Below are 26,394 nucleotides of genomic sequence, written 5' to 3' on the forward strand. Positions count from 1 at the left end.
GGGGATTTCGTTGGATCAGATGTTCAATGCCATATTTTTTCAGGGAGGAGGCCTGTATGAAAGGAGCTGGCAGGGGAATTGTTATGGGGATGATTCTTTTTCTGATGCCCTTTTCCCTACAGGCTTTCATTCCTGAAGGCCCCCATATGCTGGATTTAATGGTCAGATCCATGGGTAATACGGGCAAGGTGCGTCTGGATACCCTGATTGCCTTGCCTGCCTCTGAAAAAGAGGGAGAGGTTTCCAGGGTGGAGGATGTCTTTCTTTTCAACCTTCCCCATGCATTCCGTAGTGAAACAAAGGATGGCAGGCGTGTACGCATTGCAACGGGAGAGGGTCGTTTTCTTCTGGTGCTGGATGGTGTCATTGTCAGGGAAACACCGGGCATGGAAGATTTTTTTTATCTTCCCCTGCTGCTCAGGGACAGGCACATGCTGATTTCCCTGCTCATGGAATCGGGGCTGGATATGGAAAGGACCGGGCTTATCCGTTACGGCGGGCGTATCTGTTATCGTTTAGGGTCTCCGGATGGTACGAGAATTCTTATTGATAAGGATAATCTATATCCTGTGGCGCTGAAACTGGTTCAGGGTACAGAAGGGGGCAGAAAGCGGGAAGTGACCTTTCGCTATCTGGACTGGCAGCGTTTTGACGGGGCTGCATGGCCGCTTAGGATAGAAATATTCGAGGGTGAAAGGGATCTTTTGCAAAGGATACAGGTGCAGGATGTGCGTAAAGATAATTTTAGCGCCTCCCTTTTTGTCATAGACCGTATCAGGCAGCAATATAGCCATTCTGAAACCCTGCCCATGCTTGAAGGCGGGGAAGATCCTCTTATGGAAATTGAGCTGAATCTGGAACGCCTGCGAAGACGTTATCAGTAAGCAGTTTCCCCCCGGCCTTTCCGGGGTCTTTTTTTAAACCTTATGAATTCTGGGAATATTATGGGCAATCATACCACAAAGTATATTTTTGTTACGGGCGGTGTTGTTTCTTCACTTGGGAAGGGGCTGGCATCGGCATCCATAGGTGCTCTTCTGGAAAGCCGGGGCCTGCGTGTCACCATACAGAAGCTGGACCCCTATATTAACGTAGATCCCGGAACCATGAGTCCTTTCCAGCATGGAGAGGTTTTTGTTACCGATGACGGGGCGGAAACGGATCTGGATCTAGGGCATTATGAGCGTTTCATTTCCGTGCGTATGAACAGGTTCAGTAATTTTACCACAGGTAAGATTTACAATGCCGTAATACAGAAAGAACGGCGGGGGGAGTATCTCGGGGGGACGGTACAGGTGATTCCCCATATCACCGATGAGATTAAGGAAAGTATCCGTCGCATCGGCCGGGATGTAGATGTGGCCATTATTGAAATTGGTGGTACCATAGGGGATATAGAAAGTCTTCCTTTCCTTGAGGCCATTCGCCAGATGCGGGCCGATGAGGGAAAAAATAATGTAGTTTACATCCACCTGACTCTGGTGCCCTACATTGCCACTGCAGGAGAGCTGAAAACCAAGCCTACCCAGCACAGTGTCAAGGATCTTCGGGCCATAGGCATACAGCCGGATATCCTTTTGTGCCGGACAGACCGTCTTTTAAGCGAAGACCTGAAGCGCAAGATCGGGCTGTACTGTAACGTGAGTGCGGATTGCGTGATTACGGCCAAGGATGTGGACTGTATTTATGAGGTCCCCATAGTTTATCATCATCAGCGGCTGGATGATAAAATATGTGATCTTTTGGGTATCTGGGCAAGGGCGCCCCGCCTGGAGTCATGGGAGCGCATTGTTCATGGTTTCCGGAATCCGGAAAGCGATGTTCGTATAAAGATTGTTGGCAAGTATGTGGATCTGGCGGATTCGTATAAAAGTCTTAATGAGTCCCTGATGCATGCGGGTATAGCCAACAATGCAAAGATTCATTTTGATTTTGTGGATTCTGAAACCCTTACTCCGGAAAATCTGCCTGAAAAACTTAGCAATGGAGATGGTATTCTTGTTCCCGGTGGCTTTGGCAAGCGGGGTGTGGAAGGAAAGATTCTGGCTGCCCGCTATGCAAGGGAAGAAAAAATTCCTTATTTTGGAATATGCCTTGGAATGCAGGTGGCAGTGATTGAGTATGCCAGAAATATTGCGGGTCTGGAAAAGGCCCACAGTACTGAATTTGTTCCCAATACACCTGATCCTGTTATTCACCTGATTACAGAGTGGATGAATCCCCGTACAGGGGAAAAGGAATACAGGGATATCCGTTCGGAAAAGGGCGGGACTATGCGTCTTGGGGCATACCCCTGTATTCTTAAGGAAGAAACCATGGCCTTTGCAGCCTATGGAAACAGGGATATTTCTGAGCGGCACCGTCACCGCTTTGAATTTAATAATGCTTACCGCAAGGCTCTGGAGGATGCAGGGCTTGTCTTTTCAGGGGTGTCTCCGGATGGGGATCTTGTGGAAATTGTTGAACTGGAAGGGCATCCATGGTTTGTGGGATGTCAGTTCCATCCGGAATTCAAGTCCAGACCCATGGACGCCCATCCCTTATTCCGGGATTTTATTGCAGCATCCCTTGCCAATAAACGTTCGGCATGATGAGGGTCTTTTTCCATTAAAAAAGCGATCGTCCCTGAAAATATAACAGGGACGATCGCTGGAATTTTTTAGGATGTTAAATTAACCCAGAGGTACAACCTTGTCAGCAGCCGGGCCTTTTTGACCGTTAACAATGTCAAACTGAACTCTCTGACCTTCCTGAAGCGTTTTGAAACCACTGCTTTGGATTGCAGAAAAATGTACGAATACGTCCTGACCGGAATCCGTAGCAATGAATCCAAAACCTTTTGTCTCATTAAACCATTTTACAGTGCCTTCTGCCAATTTTTTCTCCTTAACGTCTGTGTGTATCTAAATATGGTGCCTGGAATTGGCATTTTAATGGATTTGCATACAACCCTTGGATTGTCTGCTGCCCGTTATTTTTCCGCCAACAGCATTGCACCTGTTTAATGTTAAAAGTCTAAAGAAATGTATTTGGGCTGTCAATAATTATTTCGCAGTCATTTTGAAAAAGGCGAAGGGTGTTTTTTCAGGTGTTCTTTGTTTCTGAAAGAACGGATCTGAGGTTTTCAATGGAAAGACCAATCTGCTCCTGTTCCGCAAGGGGGATTTCCATGGTTTCATGGATACCTTTTTTGATCTGATCGATGGCTTCGGGCAGATCAATGGTTGTGGAGTGATCGGAAAATCTGAAGTCAAAGGCAAGACAAAGGGAAAAGGCCTGATCCTGTCTTTCGGGCAGAATAATCTGAAAGTCAGCTTCACCCTGTAAGCCTTCAGGTTCCTCAGCGGTAATGCGTGCATGGATGGGAATGCAGGAAAGGGCTTTGGGCAGGTCCGGTTCTTCGGATATAAGCACACGCAGACGCATAAGGATCTGTCGGAAGATATCCGTACGGAAAAGATTTTCCATGGCCTTTTTGTCGATTCCGCATTCTTTGTGCAGGAGTTCTCCGATACGTATATGCTGGTTCTGAAGACGCAGATCTTCCTGTCTGGCAAGGGCCAGACTGACCTGTGCCGGGCTGGCCAGGCCATTTTCAATGAGCAGTTCCCCAAAACGTGTGGTAAGGGGAATGCGCATCATGCCTATGTTCAATGCCATTGGGAGTTCCTTTTTGTAATGGCCGAACGAAATAGTATCGGATTTTCAGCGGGCTGAAACTGTTCAGCATGGAGATATATTTTACCATATGAACAGGATCAGGCTGTGGGGTATCTTGTGAAAAAAAATACCTGTATTCTGAACATGGAAAAAGTCCGTTCAGACTTTTGAATCATGCGGAAACTGGAATGCGTTCTTCCGGATTTCCCTTGCGTCTTCGGATCACGTGAATTGCACTGGAACCTGACTGGGAAGGGGATGAATCAACAGTTTTTTGTATAGTTTGAATTTTTTTGCCATTTTCTTTTATCATTCTTGATAACTGCGCTTCAATGCGTGCTTTTTTTGCTTTGTCCATGGTGTTTTGTTTGTATCCGTTATTTTAAGATGAAGGAAAACGTACAGTAATTGAACAGAATTCATTCCTGTGTTTGTGCCGGGTCTGAAATAAAAAGTCTGCGGCTAAGGAACAGATTTCTTTGGCAGGCAAGTACCCTGCAAAGAAGGTTTTATGGTCAGGCACTGTATTTTCGTATTCCGGTGCGGGATGGTGTGCCCTGGTGCAGGACACTTTCGTTTGCAGACATGGAGAAAAAATTATACGCCAGAATCTGCTGAAGAAGAAAATTCTTTAGAGGATTTATCTTTTTTCTCCGAAGTTTCCATGGGAATATACTTTAATTCAGGAAAAAAACAACTAAAATTTTAGCTGGTTTGTTTGTTTTTTTGCGGTACGCTGTTTTGTTTTTGGATTTTTATTTTTTACTGATTGGCCGCGTCTGGACGACTAGCAAATATTTTTTTGTGTACATCGCTGAACCAGGGTGTGTTCAAAAAAAACTGCCTGAGCTCAGATTCAGCATCCAGGCAGTTGGGGCAGGCCTTCTGGCTGCCCATAAGATGTTGGGAACGGAAATGGTCACCCACAGGCGGGTATTCTCATGTGCAGAAACCCTTCTCTTGAGGGTGGCAGGTTACTAAGATCAGGAAGGTCGGCTTTTTTCAGCCGTTTCATTTTAGAGCGCATATCAGGCGGCGGCCCTTCCGTTCCCATACTTTTTTGCGACAAACCTTTAAAAAATTTGAATATAGTATATCAGGTTTGTTTCTTATAACAATGGTGTCTTTTAAAATTTTGTCAAGTTTTGTATCCGGGTCTTTGGTTTTCTGATTACGGATTCGGCCCATTGGTTTTTTGTTTTGTGATCAGACAATACTTGACGGATTAAATATATAAATCTATATCGAATTTCGATATCGGGATTCGTAAAAGGAGGAAGGATGAAATTTCAGGATCTGCTTTCAGGTTTTATACGTTTGCATGTGCTGCACCATGCGGCCCGGCATGAAATATGCGGCCAGTGGATGATGGATGAACTGGCTCACCATGGTTACAGGCTTAGTCCCGGTACCATGTATCCCATGCTCCATGCCATGGAAAAAAAAGGATACCTTGTGTCGCATCAGGATCAGGAGGGTAAAACCCGGCGCAGGCTGTACCGGATTACAGAACAGGGCAGGGAAGGGCTTGGGACTGCCATTGTTCAGATGCGAGAGTTTGCCGGAGAGGCTGCAGGAGAAGATTCCTAAAAATGGAGGAGGAAATGAAAGAAAATAAGGGTTGGGCTGCAGGTGTGGGAGAAGTGCTGAAGGCCTTTGGTGTGCTGGGTATCACCTCTTTTGGAGGCCCCATTGCCCACTTGAGCTACTTCCGCAATGAGTTCGTGGACCGGAGAAAGTGGCTCAGTGATAAGGACTATGCGGATCTTGTGGCCGTCTGCCAGTTTTTGCCCGGCCCTGCCAGCAGTCAGGTGGGTTTTGGGCTTGGGCTGATGCGTGCAGGATTCATGGGCGGCTTTGCCGCATGGCTGGCCTTTACCCTGCCTTCGGCCCTTCTTCTCATCCTCTTTGCTCTGGGAGGAGTTTTTCTGGAAGGCCCTGTGGGTATGGGGCTTATTACGGGACTTAAGATTGTGGCTGTGGCCATTGTGGCCCATGCGGTCTGGGGTATGGCCCGGACCCTGTGCCCGGACAGGGTTCGGGCATCCATTGCCCTTGGAGCTGTGGTGCTGGTCATTGCCATGGGAGGTGCCACGGGTCAGGTCCTGGCCATAGCGGGCGGTGCTCTGGCAGGTTTATGGCTGTGCCGGGGAGAAGGTGAGGCTTCTCCGGGCCATCTTCAGGTACCGGTATCCCGCGGCGGGGGACTGTTCTGTCTGGTGCTCTTTTTGCTGCTGCTGGCAGGATTACCTGTGGCGGCACAGATCTGGCCTGTACAGGGGCTTCTTTTTGTGGATGCCTTTTATCGTGCAGGAGCCCTTGTTTTTGGCGGGGGACATGTTGTTTTGCCGCTTCTGGAGGCTGAAGTGGTTCAGTCCGGCTGGGTGAGTCCGGATGCTTTTCTGGCCGGGTACGGAGCTGCTCAGGCGGTTCCCGGTCCTCTGTTTACCTTTGCCGCCTATCTGGGTATGGTGGGTAGTGGGGATCTGCCTGCTCTGCTGGCTGCAGGTCTGGCCCTTGTCTGTATTTTTGTGCCGGGCTTTCTTCTTCTGCTGGCAGTCCTGCCATTCTGGAACCATTTCCGTCAGATGGCTGGAGCCCTTTCTCTGATGCAGGGTGCCAATGCTGCAGTGGTTGGTATTCTTGGGGCTGCCCTGTACCATCCTGTATGGACCAGCGCCATACTGGGGCCCCATGAGTTTGCTCTGGCCCTTGCAGCCTTTGTACTTCTTTCCGTATGGAAGCTTCCTTCCTGGATGGTGGTTCTGCTGACAGCTCTGGGAGGTCTTCTGCTCTCTTTCATCTGAGAGTCTTATATATTGATCTGTATCAAAGACATGGCATGCGGACAGATTATATGGTGTCATCAGGCAGAAGGAAATTTCTCTGCAGTTATTTTGTAAGTTGTAACTTTCAACAGTATAAGGAGGTTTACCATGGAAAAAGAAACCCTGATCAAAAATATCGCTTTTTCTGAAGCTATTCCCCTTGCTTCTCTGGTGGACTATGAGGAAGGGCGTGTGGTCAGCCGGACCCTTGCCCAGAAAAAGGGTGTCGGCATGACGCTGTTCGCTTTTGCCAAAGGAGAAGGCATCAGTGCCCATGCCTCCACAGGTGATGCCTTCGTCTATATTCTGGACGGGGATCATGCCGTGATTACCATTGATGAAAAGGTGCTCACCCTCAAGGCCGGGGAAAGTGTTGTTATGCCCGCAGGCATTCCCCATGCGCTGGATGCGGGAGAACCTTTTAAAATGTTGCTGGTTGTGGTGAAGCCGGAGTAGTATCCCATGAAAGATGCTGTATTCCCATGGCTCCGGCTTCTGGGCCGGGGCCTTTTGCCCCATGCCTGCAGGCTTTGCAGGGCACCTCTGGACTGGCCTGATGCCGGGGCAGAGAAGTCCTGTCTTGCCCCATTTTTCTGTTCTCTCTGTGCACAGGATCTTCCTCCCCTTGTTCCGCCATTCTGCAGGATCTGCGGACTTCCCTTTGAAACAGGTGAAGGAGAACATGTCTGCGGTCATTGCCTTGCCCATCCACCAGCCTTTAAAATGGCCAGGGCAGCCTGTCATTTTGAGGGCAATCTCATGGACATCATCCATCGCTTCAAGTACCACGGCCGGACCGAACTGGCAGCTCCCCTGGGCCGCATGATGGCCATGACCTTTGACCAGTACTTTAGAGTGATCCCCCATCGTGTCCTGTCAGTCCCCATGACGGATAAAGGTCTTCGTAAGCGGGGTTTCAATCAGGCCATACTTCTGGCAAAGGCCTTTATGGATGCCATGGACTGGAAGCCCGGAGCAGGGCCTGTGCTGGATACGAAAAGTCTTGTGCGTTTGCGCCATGATGTTTCACAGACCGGGCTTGGCAGGGCCGGAAGGCGGGCGAATGTCAGAGGAGCTTTTGGTGTAAGGGCTTCCATGCAGGGTGAGAATGTAGTACTTGTGGACGATGTGTTCACTACCGGTGCCACGGTCAATGCCTGCACCCGTGAACTGCTGAAGGCCGGAGCCAGTTCTGTGGCTGTGCTCACCGCAGGTCACCGACCGTGAGAAGTCAGTGCAGGCGGAATTTTTTAAAGATCATTGACCAGGATCGATATTGTCTGATGGTCTCTTTTTGATAAAATAAGGAATTGTTTATGCCGTGGGTTTTTCTGTCCGTAGCTATTTTTGCTGAAGTTTGTGGCACTCTGGCGCTGAAGGCAAGCGATGGTTTTACCAATCTTTATCCCTCCATTGTTGTGCTGCTTAGTTATACCATTGCTTTTTACTGTCTGTCCCTGACCCTGCGAAGTATTCCTGTGGGAATTGCCTATGCTGTATGGGCCGGAGCCGGGGTGGCTCTGATTGCTATTCTTGCATGGATTTTTATGGGCCAGAAGCTGGACTGGGCTGCCATTTTTGGTTTAAGCCTTATTGTGGCAGGTGTGGTGGTGCTCAATGTGTTTTCTAAGACCGTTTCCCACGTTTGACAGGCTTGCTGCATCCACAGATCCGGTCTGGTTGAATATTAAAGGGGCTATCCAATGGGAAATATAACTGCCAGTGTTTTTCAGTTTGATGTGATAAGGGGAAATATAAGTGAAAACAGGTCCATTGTCATGGAGGCTCTGGAGCAATGTCCTTCCGGGCTTGTGGTGCTGCCGGAGATGTGGTCCTGTGGTTTTGATTATAAGAACCTCAAAGCCCACGCCCTTGTAAGTGAAGAAATTCTTAAGGACCTTTCGGACATGGCCCGTCGCCGCAGCCTTGTCATTGTGGGCAGTCTGCCCGTGTTTGAGAGGGGAAACATTTATAATGTTGCCCATGTCATGGACGCCGATGGTCGGCTGGCGGGTATTTACAGAAAAACCCATCTTTTTACGGCTGGAGGCGAGGGAAAAGGCTTTGCAGCCGGAAGTTCTGCCGATGTTTTTGAAACCATGGCAGGCCCTGTGGGAGTTATGATCTGCTATGATCTGCGTTTTCCGGAGCTTGCCAGAACTCTCATGGATAAAGGGGCCCGTATTCTGGCCGTTCCTGCCCAGTGGCCCGCTGCCCGCAGAACCCACTGGCAAACCCTGGCCCGGGCCAGAGCCATAGAAAATCAGCTTTTTGTGGTGGCCGCCAATCGCTGCGGAGAGGATGGGGAGCTAAGCTATCCGGGTTGCTCCCTCATTGTGTCTCCCACGGATCAGGTTCTTGTGGATATGGGAGAAGGGCCGGGCCTTGCCACGGCAGAGCTGGATTTTTCCCTCATGGATGATTACAGGAAGGCCATACCCTGCCTGAAGGAACGCAGGCCGGAGGTATATACCCCATGATCAGGCCATACACCATTGATTGTCTTCATATACCCGGAGTGGTGCATGGTTTTTTTGACCGCAGCGGTGGTGTCAGTCTGCCGCCCGCAGACAGCCTCAACCTTGCCCATGGTGAGGACGGAGAAGAAGTTGTATCAGAGAACCGCCGGAGGGTGCTGGCTTTCTTTGGTGGCGATATGGATCTTGTCACCCTGCGGCAGGTGCATGGGAACCGGGTGATATGTGTTGGGGCAGGGGATGGGCGAAGGGACGGTCTTGCCGACTCCCACGCACCGGAAGCCGATGCCCTGTGTACAGATATTCCGGGTAAGCTCCTCATGATCCTCACCGCAGACTGTCAGGCCATTCTTTTTGCAGATCCTGTTAAAAAGGTGGTAGCTGCAGCCCATGCCGGATGGCGGGGAAGTGTGCAGAACATCGCTGCGGCCACAGTGGAAACCATGGTGAACCGTTATGCTTGCAGGCCGGAAGATATCCGTGCGGGTATCGGTCCATCCCTCGGGCCCTGCTGTGCGGAGTTTGTAAACTGGAAGAAGGAACTGCCTTCAGCCTTTGCATCCTTTCGCAGTGGGGGGGATCTTTTTGATTTTTGGGCCATCACTGAAAAACAGTTGAATGATGCGGGATTGAAGCCGGATCATATTTCCAGCCTGAATGCCTGTACCCGCTGCGACATGCGCTGGTTTTCCTATCGCAGGGAAAAAAATACGGGACGCCTTGGGGCTGTGATCGGGCTTTTGTAGTGAAATAAAGATAGCTATCCGTTACAAACAGCCCGGCTATCTTATTCCGGAATCAGGCTGCTATAAATATAAGGTTTTTTTGTTTAGCACAGATTTCTAAGTACCATAGCTGTCAGGCAGATGCACAGGCCCCCAGGCTATTTGCCCGTGACGCAATCTTATTCTTAGAGCTTCTTGCCCTGTGCGGAAGCGGCAAAAACTCCCCGCCACAGGCAGGATACGCTTTTTGATTACCATAGCAGGCTTAAGCACGCTGCCTTTGTGGCGGCTCAGACAGTTTGCCGCTTCTTTCGCACAGGCCTGCAAAGCTCTGATCCGAAACGATTGCAATGTCACTTGCAAATAGCCAGGGTACCTTGCAAAAGTACGAAGCTGCTGAAATTACATCGGTGGATATTTTGAATAAACTGTGCTGAACAATTACAATAATTATTTCATTTCCATGGAAAAGCTATGAAGACCATAAAAAGTTACAGGAAAAGGTTGGAAGATCTTTTCTTCAGCCTTCATTATCTTGGAAAAAACTGGCGTCAGATTCTGCATCTGGCATTCGGGACTGCCCATTTCGGGGTGAATAACCAGAACTTTTCAGCGGATCATTCCCTCTTCCGGGTCAAGGGTCTTAAAAAAATCACCGGCCTTCCCGGACGTATCCGGATGATGCGGGCAAGGGCTTTCATGGGTTTTATTCCACTGAAGGATGCCGTGCGGATTTTTCCCGGATATGCAAAGCGGCACGGCTATGCTGAAAAAGGAAAAAAATAATGAATAATGAAATCTGCAGACCGAAACTTACGGAAAAGGTAAAGGCTGCTGGCTGAGCTGCCAAGCTGGCTCCAGGGGTTCTGGAGCGTGTGATGAAAAGCCTGAGTCCCCATTGTCCGCCGGAGGTTCTGGCCGGGATGCAACATAGTGAGGATGCCGGTGTTTACAGGGTTTCGGATGAAATGGCCCTGGTGCAGACTCTGGATTTTCTGACACCCATGGTGGATGATCCAAAAGATTTTGGCCGCATTGCTGCGGCCAATGCCTTAAGCGATGTCTATGCCATGGGAGGGAAACCCCTTACGGCCATGAATATTGTCTGTTTTCCGGCACAGGATCTGCCGGAAAAGGTGCTGGAAGATGTTCTGGCAGGGGGGCTTGAAAAAATTGAGGAGGCTGGTGCCGTACTCCTTGGCGGGCACAGTGTTGAGGATCCGGAGTTCAAGTACGGACTTTCCGTGACAGGTATGGTGCATCCTGATCATATGGTGACCAATGGCGGTGCAAGACCCGGCGATGTATTGATTCTCACCAAGCCCATAGGTACCGGTGTTCTGACAACGGCCATCAAGGGAAAACTGGCTTCCCAGGAGGCCGCTTCTCTTATGATAAGGTCCATGGCCTGTCTGAATGGCAGGGCTGCGGAAATATTCTGCCGCTTTTCCGTCCACGCCATGACAGATGTCACAGGTTTCGGGCTGGCTGGCCATGCACTGGAAATGGCAAGGGCCAGCAGCTGTGTTTTTGAAATCATAGCAGAAAAAATCCCCCTTCTTCCCGGAGTGGCAGAGCATGCAGCCATGGGTCTGATCCCCGGCGGGGCTTACCGCAACCTTGAATTCTGCGGCAGTCAGCTTGTCTTTGCAGAAAGTGTTCCCCGTTTCCTGCGGGATCTTGCTGTGGATCCTCAGACTTCAGGAGGGCTTTTGGCTGCTGTGGATGCTGGACTGGCAGAATCCTGCCTCCACGCCCTAAAGGAGGCGGGTCTGGATGTTGCCATTATCGGTACCGTGGGACAGGATGGGGTATGCGGAGAGGTGTCATTCCGGTGAAAAATTGGGTAAAGGGGAATTTAAGTTTGACCTTTTCCCGACCCTTGTGTTATTTGAGACTGATTCCGTAGCAGGGGCCCTTTGGGTTTTCCGTGGAATTAACACTGGCAGGGAGCAGTATGCAGAAAGACTCGGTTAAAATGATGCGGGAGCTGGCAACCTACGGCAGTCTGGGTATGAGTGTGGCCTTTTCCGTTTTCATCGGGGTTTTTGTCGGTGTTCTGGTGGACAGGTGGCTGGATATTCAGCCCTTTGGTGTTCTGGCTGGACTCTCTTTAGGTATTGCAGCGGCGTTCAGGCATATTTTCTGGATGATCCGCAGAGTTGGGAGAACCTGATGGAAATTCAGGAACGCCTTGTTCATTTTATTTCAAGGGGCAACTGGGTTGTTCTGGCTCTGTTTTGCAGTGCTTCCTTGTGGATTGAGAACCCTGCCTTTTTCAGAGGTGTCCTTTTCGGGGGGCTTATCGTTACCATCAATTTTTATATGCTGGGCAGAACCCTGAAAAAGTCCTTCAAGCCACCACATCTTGCATCGGTGCACAGTATTATTGCCAAGTATTATCTGCGTTTTATTATCAGTGGTATTATCATTTTCATTTTGATTCTCGGGCGTTTTGTTTCGCCTTTAGGTTTGGTTCTGGGTCTTTCGGTCGTTGTGGTCACCATGTTCTGTGCGGCGATCGTGGCATTGATGAAAATTCTCTCCAGTAAGGAGGCGGCGTAAAGTGGAGCATCCCTTTCTTATTTTCGGCTGGATTCTTGAAAAGATTGGTCTGGGACATTTTGCCCATGCCTATCCCCATGTAGTTTACTCATGGGTTGTGATGGCCATGCTTATAGGCATCGGCTTTCTGGCTACCCGCACCATCACCATGATTCCCGGAAAACTGCAGAATTTTTTTGAACTGCTGATTTCCAGTATCGAAGATTTCATGGTGGAAAATACCGGTGAAGAAGGTCGCTGGTTCTTTCCCATAGTGTGCACGATTTTTATTTATATTTTCGTGAGCAATCTTGTGGGACTGGTACCGGGTTTCTTTCCGCCCACGGCCAGCCTCAATACTACGGCATCCTGTGCCCTTGTGGTCTTTTTCATGACCCATTTTATCGGGATAAAGTATCACGGTATTCATTATATCCATCATTTTACGGGACCCGTATGGTGGATGATTCCCATTATTCTTCCCATTGAGATCATCGGTCATCTGGCCCGTGTGCTTTCCCTCTCTTTCCGTCTTTTCGGTAATATGATGGGTCATGAGCTGGTACTGATTATTCTCTTTGTTCTTGCGGGTGCCTTCTTTGCTCCTCTGCCCATTATGGCCATGGGGATTTTTGTGGCACTGGTGCAGGCCTTTGTATTCTTCCTGCTGTCTGTGATGTATTTCACAGGTTCCATGGAGCATGCCCATTAAAAGGCTTTTTTCCATGACCGGAGTGTGGCTTTTTTTCCGGTCATGGCTGATTTACGCGATTAACAGGCAATACTTGGGGGCCTGTTTTTTCGATACTATCTAATTACCGTTTATTTTCTGGGGTTATTGAAAGAAGTCAAGGAGGATTTACAATGGAAGCAAGTGCACTTCAGTTTTTTATCGCCTGTGTTACCGCCGCCGGTTTTGGTCTTGCCATTGCCGCATCTTTTTGTGGTCTGGCTCAGGGCATTGGCCTTAAAGCCGCCGTTGAAGGTGTTGCCCGGAATCCCGAATCTTCCGGTAAGGTAACCGTTACCATGCTGATCGGTCTTGCCATGATCGAATCCCTGTGTATTTATGCACTGGTTGTATCTCTGATTCTGATCTACGCTCACCCCCAGGCAGAAGTTATTGCTTCTCTGCTGGGTGCGAAGTAGACATAAGGCTTTAAGCCCGTAAGGGCAGTTTGAAAAATCATAAAAGGACCGTTTTTCCGGATAGGGAAGACGGTCCTTTTTTGTTGGTGCGGCTGATGTAATGTTTAATGCCATCTTTGCTGGCTAAGGATTGTAGCTGTCTGGCAGATGTACAGGCACCCGGGCTGTTTGCCCGTGACGCAATCCGGCACTCAAGCTGAAAAACACAAGCCCCTTTACCGGAGCAAAAATGCCTATGGATCTTGAGTGCCGGATTCGGGAACTTCTTGTCCTGTGCGGAAGCGGCAAAAACTCCCCGCCACAGGCAGGATAGGCTTTTTGATTACCATGGCAGGCTTAAGCACGCTGCCTTGCGGCGGCTCAGACAGTTTGCCGCTTCTTTCGCACAGGTCTGCGAAGCTCTGATCCGAAACGATTGCAACGTCACTTGCAAACAGCCAAGGTGCCTTTCAGTGATACGATTATGCTGAAATTACAGTGCCTGAATTACAGAATAAAATGTGTTGAATAGCCACATTTATTTAAGCATGGAGGAATGTCAGTCCACCATCCCCAGCAGGGGCTTCAGGAAGTGCCCCGTATGGGAGCCAGCCACATCGGCAACCTCTTCGGGTGTTCCTGCTGCCAGAATCTGTCCCCCCCCGCTTCCGCCTTCGGGACCGATATCAATAATATGATCCGCATATTTGATTACATCGAGGTTGTGTTCAATTACTATGATGGTATTACCGCTTTCTAAGAGCCTGTCCAGAACCGAGAGCAGCCTTGCCACATCTTCCAGGTGAAGGCCCGTTGTGGGCTCATCCAGAATATATACGGTTTTTCCAGTTCCCCGTTTGCTCAGCTCCCTTGAGAGTTTGATGCGCTGGGCTTCACCACCGGAAAGGGTGGTGGCGGACTGGCCTATGCGGACATAACCAAGGCCCACATCGGCAAGGGTTTCCAGTTTGTTGCGGATGGAGGGGATGTTCTCGAAGAACTGCAGGGCCTGATTCACTGTCATGTCCAGCACTTCTGCAATGGTTTTTCCCTTGTAGCGTACTTCCAGGGTTTCTCTGTTGTAGCGCTGGCTCTGGCAGACATCACAGGCCACATACACATCCGGAAGAAAATGCATTTCAATTTTGATAATGCCGTCGCCTGTGCAAGCCTCACAGCGTCCGCCCTTGACATTAAAGCTGAATCGTCCGGGCTTATATCCCCTTGTTCTGGCTTCCTGGGTCTGGGCAAAGAGTTCCCGTATATGGGTGAAAAGGCCGGTGTAGGTTCCGGGGTTGGAGCGGGGCGTGCGTCCTATGGGCGACTGATCAATATTGATAACCTTATCCACCTGATCAAGGCCTTCCATGTGCTCATGTTTGCCCACCACTACCCTGGAGCGGTAAAAGCGCCGGGCCAGGGCCTTGTACAGGGTTTCCAGTACAAGGGTGGATTTTCCGGAGCCGGATACACCGGTAACACAGGTAAAGCAGCCTAAGGGAAAGTCTGCGGTGATATTCTGTAGATTATTTGCTGTGGCTCCTACAACTTTGAGAAAGCCACGGGCCTGTCTGCGTACGGTGGGGACGGCGATGCTTCGTTTACCTGAGAGAAACTGTCCCGTCAGGGAGGGACCGCAGCTCATCATGGCCTTAGGTGTTCCGGCAAAGACCACTTCCCCTCCATGGACACCGGCACCGGGGCCCATATCCACCACAAAGTCTGCTGCACGGATGGTTTCTTCATCGTGTTCCACCACAAGGACACTGTTTCCCAGATCCCGCATTTGGAGGAGGGTGGAAAGCAGCCTTTGATTGTCTCTCTGGTGCAGGCCGATGCTGGGTTCATCCAGTACATAAAGAACCCCTGTCAGCTTGGAACCCACCTGGGTGGCAAGGCGGATACGCTGACTTTCTCCGCCGGAAAGGGTTGTGGCTGTCCGGCTCAGGGTAAGATATCCAAGGCCCACATTGGTGAGGAAACCCAGCCTGTCGGCAATCTCCTTCAGGATGGGTGTTGCAATCTGGTTTCTGCTGCCACCAAGATGGATGCTGCGGTTAAATATCAGGGCATCATCCACGGAAAGACTGGTAAATTCGGCAATGTTTTTTCCAGATACCCTTACGGATCTGCTGAAGGGATTGAGCCTTGTGCCATGGCAGGCGGGACAGGGCTGGAAAGTCATGTACTGCTGTATTTCCTCCCGCATCTGGGGAGAATCGGTTTCCATGTAGCGGCGCTGAAGATTGGGGATAATTCCTTCAACGTTTTTCTTGTAGGCGGTTTTTCTGCCGTTTTTATCATAATGAAAGGGAAGCTGTACCTTGCCTGTGCCGTGGAGTATGGCTTTCTGGCAGGCTTCGGGCAGTTTTTCAAAGGGTGTATAGATATCAGTTCCAAAGTGACCTGTCAGGGACTCGAGGAACTCTGCAAAGAAGACTGAATTTCTTCCGGCCCATGGCAGCACGGCACCTTCCCTGAGGGAAAGGGAAGGTTCGGGAACAATCAGTTCCGGGTCAAAGGCTGTGGTGTTCCCAAGGCCGTCGCAGGTGCTGCATGCGCCCTGGGGAGAGTTGAAGGAAAAGCTTGCCGGTGTCAGCTCGGAAAAGCTGATGCCACAGTGAAGGCAGGCTGCTTTTTCACTGAAGAGCATTTCCTCTTGGGTATCCATGAGAAAAACGGATACCACACCGTTTCCTTCCTTCATTCCCAGTTCAATGGCATCCGCAAGCCTTGTTTCAATGCCTTCTTTAATAATGAGCCGGTCGATGACCACGGCAATGGTGTGTTTTTTGGTTTTGGCCAGTGCTGGCAGCTCTTCGAGTTCATGGATCTCTCCATTGATGCGTACCCTTGCAAAGCCGTCTTTTTTCAATCTGGAAAAAAGTTTTTCATGGGTGCCCTTCTGCTGGGTGACGAGTGGGGCCAGTATTAGGATACGGCTGGCATCGGGCAGTTCTGCCATTTTTGCCATGATCTGATCAAGGCTCTGGGCGGAAATGGGTTCATCACATTCCGGGCAGTGGGGGGTTCCCACCCGTGCATAGAGCAGTCTCAGGTAATCATAGATTTCCGTAACCGTACCCACTGTGGATCTGGGGTTATGGCTGGCGGTTTTCTGTTCGATGGCAATGGCTGGAGACAGTCCTTCTATGGTGTCCACATCGGGTTTGTCCATGCGGCCGAGAAACTGTCTGGCATAGGTGGAAAGGGATTCCACATAGCGGCGCTGGCCTTCGGCATAAAGGGTGTCAAAGGCCAGAGTGGATTTTCCTGATCCGGAAAGTCCTGTGATTACGACAAACTTATTTCTGGGGAGATCCACATCTATGTTTTTGAGGTTGTGCTGACGGGCACCCCGGATGCGGATGTGATCCATTTTCATTGGGAGGACGGTCTTTCTGGGAAAATCGGTTTGCTGCAGGCATAGCACTTGAGTTCATAAAATCTTTATAAAATATGTACGCAAAGAAGAAACATCAAGGGGAGGTCTTCATGGTATTTTCTGCATGGATCGCAGCCATGCGGATGGCGGCCAGAAGGCTTCTGTGATCGGCAAGGCCTCTGCCTGCAAGGTCGTAGGCGGTTCCGTGATCCACGGATGTTCTTATGATGGGCAGCCCCAGTGTGGTGTTCACGCCGTCTTCAAAGTGGCGCATTTTAAAGGGTATCAGGCCCTGATCATGGTACATGGCCACCACCGCATCAAAACGCCCCTGATCCGCATGGTAAAAAAGGGTGTCTGGCGGAAAAGGGCCCTTTGCATCAATACCCTCGCTACGGGCCTTCTCCAGGGCGGGTTGCAGGATGTTTTCTTCTTCGTCTCCGAACATACCGGACTCTCCCGCATGGGGGTTGAGTCCTGCCACGGCAATGGTGGGTGCCGGAATCCCGAAACGCTCCACCAGAGCTTTGTGGGTGACCCGAAGGGTGGTGCGGATTTTCTCCTGGGTGATGAGGTCCGCAACATTGCGCAGGGCCGTATGGATGGTTACAAGGCTGACCCGGATGCGGTCTCCTGCCAGCATCATTATATAATCCTTTGTTCCGGTGCGTTCCGCCAGAAGCTCGGTATGGCCGTTGTAGGGATACCCCGAAAGATTCATGGCGTACTTGTTGATAGGGCCCGTCACCAGAGCGGCAACTTCGCCTGCCATGGCCATGTCGATTCCCCTGAGAATGTAATGGACCATGGCTTTACCGGTCTCCGTATCCGGCCTTCCCCAGGAGGGCGGTGCGGAAAGCCTGCTCAGGGGCAGCAGGTTCAGGCTGCCCGGCTGAAAATATCCGTCTCCGGCATTTTGAATTTCCCGTATATGCAGGTGATGACCCGTGACAGCCATGGCAGATTCCAGAATGCTGGCATCACCGATAACAAGGGGCCGACAGATGCTGTGTACAGAAGGATCTGAAAGGGCCTTGACGGTGATTTCAGGCCCGATTCCCACAGGATCTCCCATGGTGATGGCAACAATGGGTTTCATATTCATTTCTCCTGAATCCCTGCCCCTGCTGTATGTCACAGCGGGCAGGGAGATTTTTCAGTGGTGGATGCTCCGGTTTCTCAGTTCTTCAGAGAATGGATGGGTGCCGGAATGCGTCCGCCCTTGGTGACAAAGCTGCCCTGTGCCGTGGCATTGTGTACATTGATGATGTTGGCAAAACCGAGAAGACCGCCGAAGTGGGCCATATCTCCGGCTTTTTTACCGGGTACGGGGATAAGCCTACAGGCTGTGGTTTTGGCGTTGATCATGCCGATGGCCATTTCGTCTGCTATGATTCCTGCAAGGGTTTCTACGCTGGTGTCGCCGGGTATGGCCACCATGTCAAGGCCCACGGAGCATACTGCGGTCATGGCTTCCAGTTTTTCTATGGTAAGGAATCCTTTGCTGACGGCTTCGGCAATGTTGAGGTCTTCGCTTACAGGAATAAAGGCTCCTGAAAGCCCGCCTACGTGGGAGCTGGCAAAGGCACCGCCCTTTTTGACCGCATCATTGAGCATGGCAAGGGCTGCCGTGGATCCGGGTGAGCCGATACTGATGAGACCAAGGCTCTGGAATATTTCTCCCACACTGTCTCCAGCCGTGGGGGTGGGTGCCAGAGAAAGATCCACCACACCAAAGGGAATGCCCAGTTCGCTGGCCACTTCCCTTCCGATGAGTTCTCCGATGCGGGTCACCTTGGCTGCGGTGCGTTTGATGCATTCGGCAATGTCGCCAAGGTCCATGTTGGGATCTGCTTCCAAAGCCCTGTCTATGGCTTTTTTGACCACGCCGGGACCGGATACGCCAACATTGATGACGGCATCCGCCTCGCCTATACCCAGATAGGCACCCGCCATAAAGGGAATGTCCTGGGGTATATTGGCAAAAACACAGAGCTTGGCACAGGCAAGACCGTCCTTATCTGCGGTAAGGGCTGCGGCTTCTTTGATGGCATGGCTCATGCGCAGGATGGCATCCATGTTGATGCCCTCCCGTGTGCTGGCCACATTGACAGAAGCGCAGACCCTTTCGGTTTCTGCAAGGGCCTGGGGCAGGGCTGCAATCAGGGCATCATCCCCTCTGGCAATGCCCTTTTCCACAAGGGCCGTAAAGCCGCCCACAAAATCCACATTTACTTCCCGTGCAATGCGGTCCAGGGTATGGGCCACGGCCACCATGCCTTTGGGACCGAAGGGGGCTGCAATGTTGGCAATGGGGCTGACGCTGATGCGCTTGTTGACCACCTGTATGCCGTATTTCTCTCCGATGCGGTTGCACAGGGGTACAAGATTGGCGGCAAGATTACCTATTTTTCTTTCAATATTGGCACAGAGTCTGCCAAGGTCATCGCTGACACAGTCAAAAAGGTTCACACCGAGGGTGACGGTGCGGACATCGAGATGCTCGTTGTTGAGCATGCCTAGTATGGTAAGGATTTCCCTGTCGTGGATCATGGATTGGCTCCGTTAAATACGGGTGATGGATTCAAAGATGTTACGATGCTGGATATTTATCACAAGGCTGAGTTCCGCGGCCCTTGTTCTGAGATCTTCGGAAAGGACGGCGGTATCGGCGGATGCCGGAATGTCCACTTCGTAAACCATCAGATTGCGGGAAGGGTCATTGCCGCCCTCGAACATGGCCCGAAGGTTGGTGACATTCACCTGATGTCTGGCCAGAATGGCCGTGATTTCAGCCACAAGTCCCTTTCGGTCCGGGCCGAAGCAGGTGATGACAAAGGGTTCCGAAGGGATATTTTTTATTGTATCCGGTTCGTCTATGGGTTTGACCAGTACATCCATGCCCTGGGGCGAAAGGATTTTGCGGAGTTTGGTCTGCAGTTCCTCTACGGAAATATCTTTGGTGAGGGTGGCGATGAAAAGGCCTGCAAACTGGGTTTCCAGCAGGGTCTGGCTGACCTGATCCAGATTGCCGCCTTCCTGAAAAACAGCCTCGGTTACGGAGGCAAGAATACCGGGCCTGTCGTTGGCCAGAACCGTGACAATAACTTTTTTCATAAATCCTGCTTTTCCTTTATGATGAAGCCGGGTACCGTGTACCGTATGAAAAGTGTGTATCAGGATTCCATTGTTTTTGAATCCCTTAAAATAAACAGTACTTTTTCCCATGAAAGGCGGGTTTATGGAAGTCTTTTTTTATAAGTTGCCCATGTGCCCCCGTTGCCTTGCTGCCGAAAGATATGTCAGGCGTATTCTTGCGGACAGCAGCCATGAAATTCATATCATGGAGATACTGAAAAACCGGCAGCGGGCAAAGGAAGATGGTGTATCCATGGCACCGGCCATCCGGGTAAAAGACCGGATACTTTCAGGTCTGTGGCTCAGTGAAATGAAAATCAGAAGGTTTCTGGAAGAGACTTTGGAGATGGATAAGGACTGAAAGGCTTGTGTGGAGGATGGCATGGCCCCTGAGAAGAATGGAGAGTGGAAGTCTGTCTTTGTGGATACGGTAAAAAAAATGCCTTCCGTGCGCAGCATTGTCATCTCATCGGAAGACAAGCAGCCAGATAACAGAGGCTGGGAGGAGACGGAGGAGGAATACCTTAAGCGTCAGGCAGAATGGCTGAAAAAAGTGGGGGAGAAGAGGGGCAAAAAGTAAGGGCTGTGCTGAACCTCCCCATGGTTCATCAGGCTGCATCAGACAACTAAGTGGGTGTCCCGTAGCTTGGTTTTTTATCCTTGGTTTATCAGTGGCTTATTGGGTGTCTTGATTGTTTGGGCTTGCTTTGGTATTTGTAAGTTATTGTGAGCGTATTGAAAAGGGGGCACCCTGTTGCACTGTTTTCCACAAGGTCAATTCATATTGCCAAGGAGAAACATAATGAACAGACTCGGAATATGTATCGGATTATCCATGGCTGTTATTTGTACTGTTTTGATATCCCAACCTTTTGAATCCCGTGGTCAATTAATGGACCAACTGATCGCCGTACCTTTTGAGCCCAGTGGTCAACCCATGGACGGCAAGGCACTGGTAGCCGAACGTTGCACCTCCTGTCATAACATAGGTCGGATTGAACGCCGTTTCGGCCAGCCTGCTCACTTCTGGGAGAGCACCGTAGACCGAATGCTCGGCAAGCGAAATATGCTCAACGATGAAGAATTGCGTTCAGTTCTGGATTACCTGGCCAATCCAAATTATTGACAGATATGATCAGGTGAATGCAATAATCGCTAAGAAACAGTGTGAAATGGGTGACCCCAACGACCAAGCTCACCGTCGGAAATGAAGCGCAGTGGAATTGACATCCGAGAAACAACGAAGTGGATTACATCCCAACCCTTCAAATGGATTACGATCAAAGATTACTAAGGCTGCCATGGATCGAAAGGAAGATCTATCATCTGCATGATTTCTTTAAACTTGCTGCTTTTTTTCAAGTCTGCAATAGCTTTCGTGAGCATAGCATCTGTTTCTTTACCCATTTTAGATTTAGGCAGAATGACTTTTACTTCAAATCTTTTGTAAAGTGTTCTTTCAATGTTTTTTAAATCCAGTTTTTTTAGAATTGGATCAGTTGCAGTATCTGCAAAGATCCAGCCATCTATTCTGCCAACAGATAACTTCTTCAAACTGCCTTCAATACTGTTGCTGGGTAAGATTTTGAAAGGAAAATAATTAACATGAGCTCTGTCTGTTTCAATTGTATATCTATATAGATTTTCTAAAGCAATAGGGCTGTCTTTAATTGTGTATAGAACAAAGTTGACATGAAAAATGGTTTCGGTTGAAAAATAATATTCCAAATCGTTTTCTGAAATAAGTTCATTTTTGATCAGAGGAATGTGAAAATCGTATTGACCAGTAATAACATTATGCATGGATCTGGCGAAGGGATAAACGGATATTGAAATTTTATTGCCAGAAACTGTTTCAATTGCTTTAACAAGATCAACAATTACGCCTTTGTCGGCAGATTCTGCATAGACAGGCATATTCGCAAGGCTAGCCTTAAATTCATTGCCGTAAGCAACACCGACTAAAATCAGCAGTAGCAGCAGCGGTATCAATCTTCTGGTAGAAAATAATTTATTCATGATTAACTCCTTAAATTGGTATTATGTTTATCCTGCTTAATAGTATTAAACAGGAGCTGAATAGCCAGTATGATCTGCAATCTAAGGCATTTACCACAGTGATGTCAGGGGGTGTTCAAGACTGGTGAGGATGGAGCGAGGATAGGTCTGGGCCTCCTTGCTTTATGAAAGGATACTATTTTTAAAGATAAAGATAGAAGAAAAGAGGAAGCATGTAAACAAAAAAAGTGGGTATCCTGCATGATGAACGCATGTAAATCTCACTTCAAGTCTATAGGCATGTAAAATCAAAGATTTATCGCTTTCAAAGGTTGGGCAAGCTCTGCCAGCTGATGCTGACCCGAATGGCTTAGATCTCTGGTTTCCGCAAGATAACACTTTATCACATCCGGGCCTTTAAAAAGCTGAATCCAGTGAGTGAAAACCTCATGATCTGATCCGGTCTGGCCGGTCACAGCACGGCCCATAACCCGGAAGGGGCTGCCCCTTACCTGGCATGCCGTCTATCTGACCCGCAGCAACATTCCTGTTTATCAGCAGGAATTTATCAGGAGCATCAGCCGTTTAAATGTCACTGAAGAGGGATCTGCGGTGGTGCATCTGTCGCAGATGCATGGCTGTTGAAAAGGAAAAAACATGAAAAAAATAATGGTTGTTTTCCTGTTTACGGTCTTTTTTTATGGTCCGGCTGGAGCAGGACTGATAGCTGGAAAATATAAAGATAACGGGGATGGAACAGTCACAGACGCGGAAACGAATCTTCAGTGGATGCGATGCAGTTTAGGGCAGGTCTGGGATGGCAGTGCCTGCACGGGTGAAGCAAAGGTGTTTAATTGGAATCATGCTCTGGCAGCTGCCAGCTCCCATCATTTTGCAGGAAAAGCGGACTGGCGTGTACCTGCCATCGAAGAACTGAACACCCTTGTATATTGCAGTTCAGGCAAGCGAAATGTCTGGCAACCGGGGAAAAGTGGAGGGGCCTGTGATGAAGATTACCAGCAGCCCACAATTCATACAGATGCTTTTCCCGGTGCCCCTGCAGAAATTTTTTGGTCTTCTACGACCAATACCAACTACAGATACGCTGCGTGGTGCCTCCCTTTTTTCAATGGCAGCGTTTCCTATGATTCCAGAGGTGCACGTGCTATGGTGCGCCTTGTGCGTGCCGGGCGCAGCCTCTGACCATTCAGCCCAAACAGGATCATGGTTTTTATGCCCCTGTTTTATGTAGGAATACCCTTTATGGGTGTCCGCTAACATGCGTAAAACCTGGTCATATATTTTCCATTTTATGCTTCGGCTGGAGGAGGACGTCATCAGCAGACCTGCTCTTTTTTTTTAGACTTTGAACTGGGATACAAGTTCCCTTAAATGCCCTGCCAGTCTGGAAAGCTCGACCGCACTTTCTTCTACCTTCTGGCCTCCAGCCTTAAGTTCCGCTGCTGTCTCATCGACATCCCGGATATCTTCTGCCATGGTTTCCGATGAAGAGGCAATTTCAGAAACCCGTTCATTGGCATCCTGCATTCCGGTCGAGGCCTGTGCAATGTTTTCAGCCACTTCACGGGTAACTGCCGTTTGCTGTTCAATGGCGGCTGCGATACTGGCAACAACTTCACTGACCTCTGAAATCACACTGGTAATTTTTTCTATATCTGCAATGGCTGTGGCAGAAGATGTCTGCACCCCGCTTATTTTTGATTTTATATCTTCTGTCGCAGCAGCCGTCTGATTTGCCAACTCCTTAATTTCGCCTGCAACTACGGCAAATCCTTTGCCAGCTTCACCGGCTCTGGCCGCCTCTATGGTGGCATTGAGGGCCAGCAGATTGGTCTGGGAAGAGATGTTGGTTATGGTCTCGCTAACCTGATCGATTTCCCGGGCTGCCTGACCAAATTCATGCATCAGGGCAGAAACGGATGCTGCCTGAATACCCGCCTGATGGCTTATGGCCCTTGCCTTTTCTGAACCCGAAGCAATTTCTCCGATGGTGGCACTCATCTCTTCGGTGGCACTGGCCACAGATGTGAGATTGGTGCTGGTTTCTTCCATGCTGGCCGCAACGGCCGTTGTGTTCAGGCGGGATTCTTCCGCAGCTCTGGCTGCAGTCGAGGTTTTTGCCGACATGGACTGCACGCCCTGTGTGGTCTGGGTACTTATGGCGGAAAGGCCGGATGCTGAAGATGCAAGGGTTTGAATATTATCACCGATCATAGTGACAAGAGACTGAATTTTTTCTACAAAGGCATTGAAGTACGCAGCAAGTTCACCAATCTCATCTTTTGTGGACACACTGAGTCGCCGGGTCAGGTCACCTTCTCCTTCGGCAATATCCTTCAGCATACTCACCACTTCACGAATGGGGGATACAATGGTTCTGCTGAAAAAAAAGGCCGCAATACAGCCCAGAAAGATAAAGCCTGAGGAAAACAGCAGAAAGCGGAGCCGCATGGCATGGATATCCGCAAAGACCTCATTCTTCAACGCACCAACCGTAATGAACCAGTTGGTCCCTTCAATGGGAACAAAACCGAAAAGTCGATTTTCTCCCATAAAATGATATTCATCAAAACCACGCTCCCCTCTGACCATTCGCTGCATCATTTCTGATACGCGCCGATACTGGGGATTGCTTTTTCCCTCTTCAAGGAAGTTGCGGGACTCCATTACAAAATCCCGGTTGTTGTGGGCAATCATTGCTCCCTTGTCATTGATAATATAGGAGTATCCTTTTTCACCATACTTGATGTCACCTGAAATACGGGATAGTACATTGCCGTCCAGTCTTGCAATGAGAACGGCCACAATCCTGCGGTTGTTATCCCGTACAGGGCTTGCCATCATCATAACAGGCTCATTGATAACCCGGCTGATGATAAGGTCGGATATAACTGTTTTACCAGTAAAGGCAGCTTTTACATAGCTGCGGTCGCCCAGCTCTGCCGTAGCACCATCCGGATAACGTGCCAGACCATCTGGTGTGACAATTCCCATGGTCATGTATCCGAGGCGGCGGGCTTCGTTTTCCATAACCACCTGCTGTTCTTCCCAGTTCATCTCCCGGATTACCCGCCGCTGGGCAACACTTTCTATGCCCAGAATATAGCTGTCCAGCTGGACTCGGATATATTTGGCACCTTCTTCTGCAATGACGGTCAGGGATGATTCAGTGGTATTCTGGAGAGTCTGATAGGCAGCCCGGTAGGAAAAAAAGCCCATGCCGGTACAAATCATAAGCAGCAGGGCTGTAACGCCTGTCATAAGCTTAGCACCAATGCTCATTCGATTAAGCTGAACCATATTTTATTCTCCTTTTATAAACAGTGTCTGCCACATTAAAATATCCGCTTATAGCAGACCTGACAACAATCTGGTCTGCAAGCTGTTGCTGAGACAGGGTAGTAGTTAGACTCTGTAATATAGCTTGAATTTCAATTGATTACAATCATCATTCAGAAACTCTCGGTTTTCCTGCCGGACAGACATATTCACACAGCCTGCAATATTTTACCAAAGGTTCCTTGTCGTCCTTGCCCTCAGAGCTTTCGTTCAGGTCTTTTTCCATCCTTATGCTACAGAGATCCCTGTTGTAAGTGCCATCCCTTCCGGGCAGGGAGTCAGAAAATTCAAAGGTGCTGAAAATGGCAGATTTTTCGCTTATCGCATTTTCCGGGCAAATTTTTCTGCAATAAACCTTACAGTCAGCACAGGGATCAAAGGCAACAGGTCCGGTTGGGGAAAGCTCAGCATCTAAACCTAATGCCCTGAGTCGAATTCTGGGACCATGGGACGGAGTTACCAGCATATTATTTTTTCCAATACACCCAAGCCCTGCCAGCACCGCAGCATCTTTGAGGAAAATCCCTCCTTTTTCGATAAAATAATGGAGCTTTGTGGTCTTTATTTTCAAGGTGTTTTCAATTTCCTGGCTTGTCCGTTTTATGATGTCAATCAAAATACGGTTACCGGATGTTCCTCTGCCATCCCACCAGTCAAGTTCAGGCTTGTCCTGAGGATGTGAAAGTCCAATCACGAGTACGGATTTTACAGAATCAGGCCAGGAGAATAATTTATTATCAGGACTATCATTCTCATCGATAATACCTGCTCCTGAGTAGTCCCCCATTTTATTATATATGGTGTGGGACGCCGATTTTTTAATGTCTTCCATCCTTGCTATACCGGCAAGGGAGGCTCCGTTTTCCATGGCCCTTTCAATAATATCCTTTCCAATATCCATTGCTTGCATTCTCCTGCTTTTGTAAAAAAAGAAGTGGGTCTTCTGTGGTGATGTTGCTGTCACTTCAGGACAGCAAAATGGCAAGGCTCATCACTGGTAACCCTAAGAAGCAGATGACAAAAAGAAACCGTACTGCTATATGGTCAAACTGGTATATTTTTACAGTGCATGATCTCTGCGTTTACGCATCACAGCTAGAAGCCATATCCGATTTTCAGGTTTTTTTCCAGACAGCGGGACCAAAGATCCC

The 26,394-nt window shown here is 49.3% G+C and carries 29 protein-coding genes; 19 read left to right on the forward strand and 10 right to left on the reverse strand.

What is annotated here, in order from left to right:
* Nucleotides 1-56 precede the first annotated feature (56 nt).
* Nucleotides 57-884: a hypothetical protein gene (locus FIM25_RS10255; protein ID WP_139448929.1), complete on the forward strand. Its 828-nt coding sequence runs from the start codon at nucleotides 57-59 to the stop codon at nucleotides 882-884.
* Between the two features lie 60 nt (nucleotides 885-944).
* Entirely contained in the window at nucleotides 945-2,591 is a 1,647-nt protein-coding gene (locus FIM25_RS10260) for a CTP synthase (protein WP_139448931.1), read from the forward strand.
* 81 nt (nucleotides 2,592-2,672) lie between these two features.
* On the opposite strand, the gene FIM25_RS10265 is transcribed toward FIM25_RS10260, so the two are convergent.
* The 3 genes from FIM25_RS10265 to FIM25_RS10275 all read right to left on the reverse strand — a co-directional run bounded on the left by FIM25_RS10265 (nucleotide 2,673) and on the right by FIM25_RS10275 (nucleotide 4,018).
* Nucleotides 2,673-2,876 (reverse strand): cold-shock protein, encoded by a 204-nt coding sequence (locus FIM25_RS10265; protein ID WP_139448933.1) that lies wholly within the window; start codon nucleotides 2,874-2,876, stop codon nucleotides 2,673-2,675.
* 208 nt (nucleotides 2,877-3,084) lie between these two features.
* Nucleotides 3,085-3,660, reverse strand: a complete 576-nt coding sequence (locus FIM25_RS10270) for a hypothetical protein (protein WP_139448935.1) — start codon at nucleotides 3,658-3,660, stop codon at nucleotides 3,085-3,087.
* 172 nt (nucleotides 3,661-3,832) lie between these two features.
* Nucleotides 3,833-4,018: a hypothetical protein gene (locus FIM25_RS10275; protein WP_139448937.1), complete on the reverse strand. Its 186-nt coding sequence runs from the start codon at nucleotides 4,016-4,018 to the stop codon at nucleotides 3,833-3,835.
* Between the two features lie 923 nt (nucleotides 4,019-4,941).
* Between FIM25_RS10275 and FIM25_RS10280 the strand changes: the two genes are divergently transcribed.
* The 13 genes from FIM25_RS10280 (at nucleotide 4,942) to atpE (ending at nucleotide 13,383) form a co-directional block, all read left to right on the forward strand.
* Nucleotides 4,942-5,250, forward strand: coding sequence for a PadR family transcriptional regulator (locus FIM25_RS10280; protein ID WP_139448939.1), 309 nt, complete (start codon nucleotides 4,942-4,944; stop codon nucleotides 5,248-5,250).
* Between the two features lie 14 nt (nucleotides 5,251-5,264).
* Entirely contained in the window at nucleotides 5,265-6,467 is a 1,203-nt protein-coding gene (gene chrA, locus FIM25_RS10285) for a chromate efflux transporter (protein ID WP_139448941.1), read from the forward strand.
* Between the two features lie 129 nt (nucleotides 6,468-6,596).
* Complete coding sequence (locus tag FIM25_RS10290) at nucleotides 6,597-6,944, forward strand: cupin domain-containing protein (protein WP_139448943.1); 348 nt, start codon at nucleotides 6,597-6,599, stop codon at nucleotides 6,942-6,944.
* Between the two features lie 6 nt (nucleotides 6,945-6,950).
* Entirely contained in the window at nucleotides 6,951-7,715 is a 765-nt protein-coding gene (locus FIM25_RS10295) for a ComFC family protein (protein ID WP_139448945.1), read from the forward strand.
* Nucleotides 7,716-7,804: 89 nt separating this feature from the next.
* Nucleotides 7,805-8,137 (forward strand): DMT family transporter, encoded by a 333-nt coding sequence (locus FIM25_RS10300; RefSeq protein ID WP_139448947.1) that lies wholly within the window; start codon nucleotides 7,805-7,807, stop codon nucleotides 8,135-8,137.
* Nucleotides 8,138-8,191: 54 nt separating this feature from the next.
* Nucleotides 8,192-8,968, forward strand: coding sequence for a carbon-nitrogen family hydrolase (locus FIM25_RS10305; RefSeq protein ID WP_139448949.1), 777 nt, complete (start codon nucleotides 8,192-8,194; stop codon nucleotides 8,966-8,968).
* Complete coding sequence (pgeF, locus tag FIM25_RS10310; RefSeq protein ID WP_139448951.1) at nucleotides 8,965-9,711, forward strand: peptidoglycan editing factor PgeF; 747 nt, start codon at nucleotides 8,965-8,967, stop codon at nucleotides 9,709-9,711. Before FIM25_RS10305 ends, pgeF begins: the two co-directional genes overlap by 4 nt.
* A gap of 453 nt (nucleotides 9,712-10,164) precedes the next feature.
* Nucleotides 10,165-10,476: a hypothetical protein gene (locus tag FIM25_RS10315; RefSeq protein ID WP_139448953.1), complete on the forward strand. Its 312-nt coding sequence runs from the start codon at nucleotides 10,165-10,167 to the stop codon at nucleotides 10,474-10,476.
* Complete coding sequence (gene selD / locus FIM25_RS10320; protein WP_139448955.1) at nucleotides 10,476-11,528, forward strand: selenide, water dikinase SelD; 1,053 nt, start codon at nucleotides 10,476-10,478, stop codon at nucleotides 11,526-11,528. The genes FIM25_RS10315 and selD overlap by 1 nt, the downstream gene beginning before the upstream one ends.
* A gap of 119 nt (nucleotides 11,529-11,647) precedes the next feature.
* Nucleotides 11,648-11,866, forward strand: coding sequence for an AtpZ/AtpI family protein (locus tag FIM25_RS10325; protein ID WP_139448957.1), 219 nt, complete (start codon nucleotides 11,648-11,650; stop codon nucleotides 11,864-11,866).
* Nucleotides 11,866-12,255: an ATP synthase subunit I gene (locus FIM25_RS10330; protein WP_139448959.1), complete on the forward strand. Its 390-nt coding sequence runs from the start codon at nucleotides 11,866-11,868 to the stop codon at nucleotides 12,253-12,255. The genes FIM25_RS10325 and FIM25_RS10330 overlap by 1 nt, the downstream gene beginning before the upstream one ends.
* A gap of 1 nt (nucleotide 12,256) precedes the next feature.
* Nucleotides 12,257-12,946, forward strand: coding sequence for a F0F1 ATP synthase subunit A (gene atpB / locus FIM25_RS10335; protein WP_139448961.1), 690 nt, complete (start codon nucleotides 12,257-12,259; stop codon nucleotides 12,944-12,946).
* Nucleotides 12,947-13,098: 152 nt separating this feature from the next.
* Nucleotides 13,099-13,383: an ATP synthase F0 subunit C gene (gene atpE / locus FIM25_RS10340; protein ID WP_139448964.1), complete on the forward strand. Its 285-nt coding sequence runs from the start codon at nucleotides 13,099-13,101 to the stop codon at nucleotides 13,381-13,383.
* 538 nt (nucleotides 13,384-13,921) lie between these two features.
* Here the strand turns inward: atpE and uvrA are convergent.
* From uvrA to FIM25_RS10360, 4 genes are all read right to left on the reverse strand, one after another.
* A complete protein-coding gene (uvrA, locus tag FIM25_RS10345; RefSeq protein ID WP_139448965.1) occupies nucleotides 13,922-16,747 on the reverse strand; it encodes an excinuclease ABC subunit UvrA in 2,826 nt (941 codons plus the stop codon).
* Between the two features lie 94 nt (nucleotides 16,748-16,841).
* Nucleotides 16,842-17,846, reverse strand: a complete 1,005-nt coding sequence (gene pdxA, locus FIM25_RS10350; RefSeq protein ID WP_342774340.1) for a 4-hydroxythreonine-4-phosphate dehydrogenase PdxA — start codon at nucleotides 17,844-17,846, stop codon at nucleotides 16,842-16,844.
* Between the two features lie 80 nt (nucleotides 17,847-17,926).
* On the reverse strand, nucleotides 17,927-19,300 hold the full coding sequence (locus tag FIM25_RS10355) for a PFL family protein (protein ID WP_139448969.1): 1,374 nt from the start codon (nucleotides 19,298-19,300) through the stop codon (nucleotides 17,927-17,929).
* A 12-nt stretch (nucleotides 19,301-19,312) separates the two neighbouring features.
* Nucleotides 19,313-19,864, reverse strand: coding sequence for a glycine cleavage system transcriptional repressor (locus FIM25_RS10360; RefSeq protein ID WP_179953300.1), 552 nt, complete (start codon nucleotides 19,862-19,864; stop codon nucleotides 19,313-19,315).
* Between the two features lie 124 nt (nucleotides 19,865-19,988).
* Here FIM25_RS10360 and FIM25_RS10365 point away from each other — a divergent pair, with 124 nt between their 5' ends.
* The 3 genes from FIM25_RS10365 (at nucleotide 19,989) to FIM25_RS10375 (ending at nucleotide 21,011) form a co-directional block, all read left to right on the forward strand.
* Nucleotides 19,989-20,246 (forward strand): hypothetical protein, encoded by a 258-nt coding sequence (locus FIM25_RS10365; protein WP_139448973.1) that lies wholly within the window; start codon nucleotides 19,989-19,991, stop codon nucleotides 20,244-20,246.
* 21 nt (nucleotides 20,247-20,267) lie between these two features.
* Nucleotides 20,268-20,465: a hypothetical protein gene (locus FIM25_RS10370; RefSeq protein ID WP_139448975.1), complete on the forward strand. Its 198-nt coding sequence runs from the start codon at nucleotides 20,268-20,270 to the stop codon at nucleotides 20,463-20,465.
* Nucleotides 20,466-20,687: 222 nt separating this feature from the next.
* Nucleotides 20,688-21,011: a c-type cytochrome gene (locus tag FIM25_RS10375; RefSeq protein WP_139448977.1), complete on the forward strand. Its 324-nt coding sequence runs from the start codon at nucleotides 20,688-20,690 to the stop codon at nucleotides 21,009-21,011.
* Nucleotides 21,012-21,175: 164 nt separating this feature from the next.
* Here FIM25_RS10375 and FIM25_RS10380 read toward each other — a convergent pair whose 3' ends face one another.
* The gene (locus FIM25_RS10380; protein ID WP_139448979.1) at nucleotides 21,176-21,904 is read right to left on the reverse strand and encodes a type 2 periplasmic-binding domain-containing protein; all 729 of its coding nucleotides are present in this window, start codon (nucleotides 21,902-21,904) and stop codon (nucleotides 21,176-21,178) included.
* Nucleotides 21,905-22,540: 636 nt separating this feature from the next.
* Here FIM25_RS10380 and FIM25_RS10385 point away from each other — a divergent pair.
* Nucleotides 22,541-23,086, forward strand: a complete 546-nt coding sequence (locus FIM25_RS10385) for an Lcl C-terminal domain-containing protein (RefSeq protein WP_139448981.1) — start codon at nucleotides 22,541-22,543, stop codon at nucleotides 23,084-23,086.
* Between the two features lie 156 nt (nucleotides 23,087-23,242).
* On the opposite strand, the gene FIM25_RS10390 is transcribed toward FIM25_RS10385, so the two are convergent.
* Together FIM25_RS10390 and FIM25_RS10395 are read right to left on the reverse strand one after the other, a co-directional pair.
* Nucleotides 23,243-25,204 carry a methyl-accepting chemotaxis protein gene (locus FIM25_RS10390; protein ID WP_139448983.1) on the reverse strand — a complete coding sequence of 654 codons (1,962 nt, stop codon included), beginning with the start codon at nucleotides 25,202-25,204 and terminating at the stop codon, nucleotides 23,243-23,245.
* A gap of 148 nt (nucleotides 25,205-25,352) precedes the next feature.
* On the reverse strand, nucleotides 25,353-26,144 hold the full coding sequence (locus FIM25_RS10395; RefSeq protein ID WP_246052142.1) for a 4Fe-4S double cluster binding domain-containing protein: 792 nt from the start codon (nucleotides 26,142-26,144) through the stop codon (nucleotides 25,353-25,355).
* Nucleotides 26,145-26,394: the final 250 nt, after the last annotated feature.

It is taken from the genome of Desulfobotulus mexicanus (assembly GCF_006175995.1).
In the GTDB taxonomy this organism is placed as follows: Bacteria; Desulfobacterota; Desulfobacteria; order Desulfobacterales; family ASO4-4; genus Desulfobotulus; species Desulfobotulus mexicanus.

Excerpts from the sequence above, each read along its gene's own strand:
- uvrA (WP_139448965.1), bottom strand. The coding sequence starts at position 16,747 with ATGAAAATGGATCACATCCGCATCCGGGGTGCCCGTCAGCACAACCTC.
- atpE (WP_139448964.1), top strand. The coding sequence starts at position 13,099 with ATGGAAGCAAGTGCACTTCAGTTTTTTATCGCCTGTGTTACCGCCGCC.
- FIM25_RS10390 (WP_139448983.1), bottom strand. The coding sequence starts at position 25,204 with ATGGTTCAGCTTAATCGAATGAGCATTGGTGCTAAGCTTATGACAGGC.
- FIM25_RS10255 (WP_139448929.1), top strand. The coding sequence starts at position 57 with ATGAAAGGAGCTGGCAGGGGAATTGTTATGGGGATGATTCTTTTTCTG.
- FIM25_RS10295 (WP_139448945.1), top strand. The coding sequence starts at position 6,951 with ATGAAAGATGCTGTATTCCCATGGCTCCGGCTTCTGGGCCGGGGCCTT.
- FIM25_RS10275 (WP_139448937.1), bottom strand. The coding sequence starts at position 4,018 with ATGGACAAAGCAAAAAAAGCACGCATTGAAGCGCAGTTATCAAGAATG.
- FIM25_RS10365 (WP_139448973.1), top strand. The coding sequence starts at position 19,989 with ATGGAAGTCTTTTTTTATAAGTTGCCCATGTGCCCCCGTTGCCTTGCT.
- FIM25_RS10325 (WP_139448957.1), top strand. The coding sequence starts at position 11,648 with ATGCAGAAAGACTCGGTTAAAATGATGCGGGAGCTGGCAACCTACGGC.
- FIM25_RS10315 (WP_139448953.1), top strand. The coding sequence starts at position 10,165 with ATGAAGACCATAAAAAGTTACAGGAAAAGGTTGGAAGATCTTTTCTTC.
- FIM25_RS10300 (WP_139448947.1), top strand. The coding sequence starts at position 7,805 with ATGCCGTGGGTTTTTCTGTCCGTAGCTATTTTTGCTGAAGTTTGTGGC.
- FIM25_RS10290 (WP_139448943.1), top strand. The coding sequence starts at position 6,597 with ATGGAAAAAGAAACCCTGATCAAAAATATCGCTTTTTCTGAAGCTATT.
- FIM25_RS10380 (WP_139448979.1), bottom strand. The coding sequence starts at position 21,904 with ATGAATAAATTATTTTCTACCAGAAGATTGATACCGCTGCTGCTACTG.
- FIM25_RS10270 (WP_139448935.1), bottom strand. The coding sequence starts at position 3,660 with ATGGCATTGAACATAGGCATGATGCGCATTCCCCTTACCACACGTTTT.
- chrA (WP_139448941.1), top strand. The coding sequence starts at position 5,265 with ATGAAAGAAAATAAGGGTTGGGCTGCAGGTGTGGGAGAAGTGCTGAAG.
- FIM25_RS10280 (WP_139448939.1), top strand. The coding sequence starts at position 4,942 with ATGAAATTTCAGGATCTGCTTTCAGGTTTTATACGTTTGCATGTGCTG.
- FIM25_RS10355 (WP_139448969.1), bottom strand. The coding sequence starts at position 19,300 with ATGATCCACGACAGGGAAATCCTTACCATACTAGGCATGCTCAACAAC.
- FIM25_RS10375 (WP_139448977.1), top strand. The coding sequence starts at position 20,688 with ATGAACAGACTCGGAATATGTATCGGATTATCCATGGCTGTTATTTGT.
- FIM25_RS10385 (WP_139448981.1), top strand. The coding sequence starts at position 22,541 with ATGAAAAAAATAATGGTTGTTTTCCTGTTTACGGTCTTTTTTTATGGT.
- FIM25_RS10260 (WP_139448931.1), top strand. The coding sequence starts at position 945 with ATGGGCAATCATACCACAAAGTATATTTTTGTTACGGGCGGTGTTGTT.
- FIM25_RS10360 (WP_179953300.1), bottom strand. The coding sequence starts at position 19,864 with ATGAAAAAAGTTATTGTCACGGTTCTGGCCAACGACAGGCCCGGTATT.
- FIM25_RS10395 (WP_246052142.1), bottom strand. The coding sequence starts at position 26,144 with ATGGATATTGGAAAGGATATTATTGAAAGGGCCATGGAAAACGGAGCC.
- FIM25_RS10305 (WP_139448949.1), top strand. The coding sequence starts at position 8,192 with ATGGGAAATATAACTGCCAGTGTTTTTCAGTTTGATGTGATAAGGGGA.
- pgeF (WP_139448951.1), top strand. The coding sequence starts at position 8,965 with ATGATCAGGCCATACACCATTGATTGTCTTCATATACCCGGAGTGGTG.
- FIM25_RS10330 (WP_139448959.1), top strand. The coding sequence starts at position 11,866 with ATGGAAATTCAGGAACGCCTTGTTCATTTTATTTCAAGGGGCAACTGG.
- pdxA (WP_342774340.1), bottom strand. The coding sequence starts at position 17,846 with ATGAAACCCATTGTTGCCATCACCATGGGAGATCCTGTGGGAATCGGG.
- FIM25_RS10370 (WP_139448975.1), top strand. The coding sequence starts at position 20,268 with ATGGCCCCTGAGAAGAATGGAGAGTGGAAGTCTGTCTTTGTGGATACG.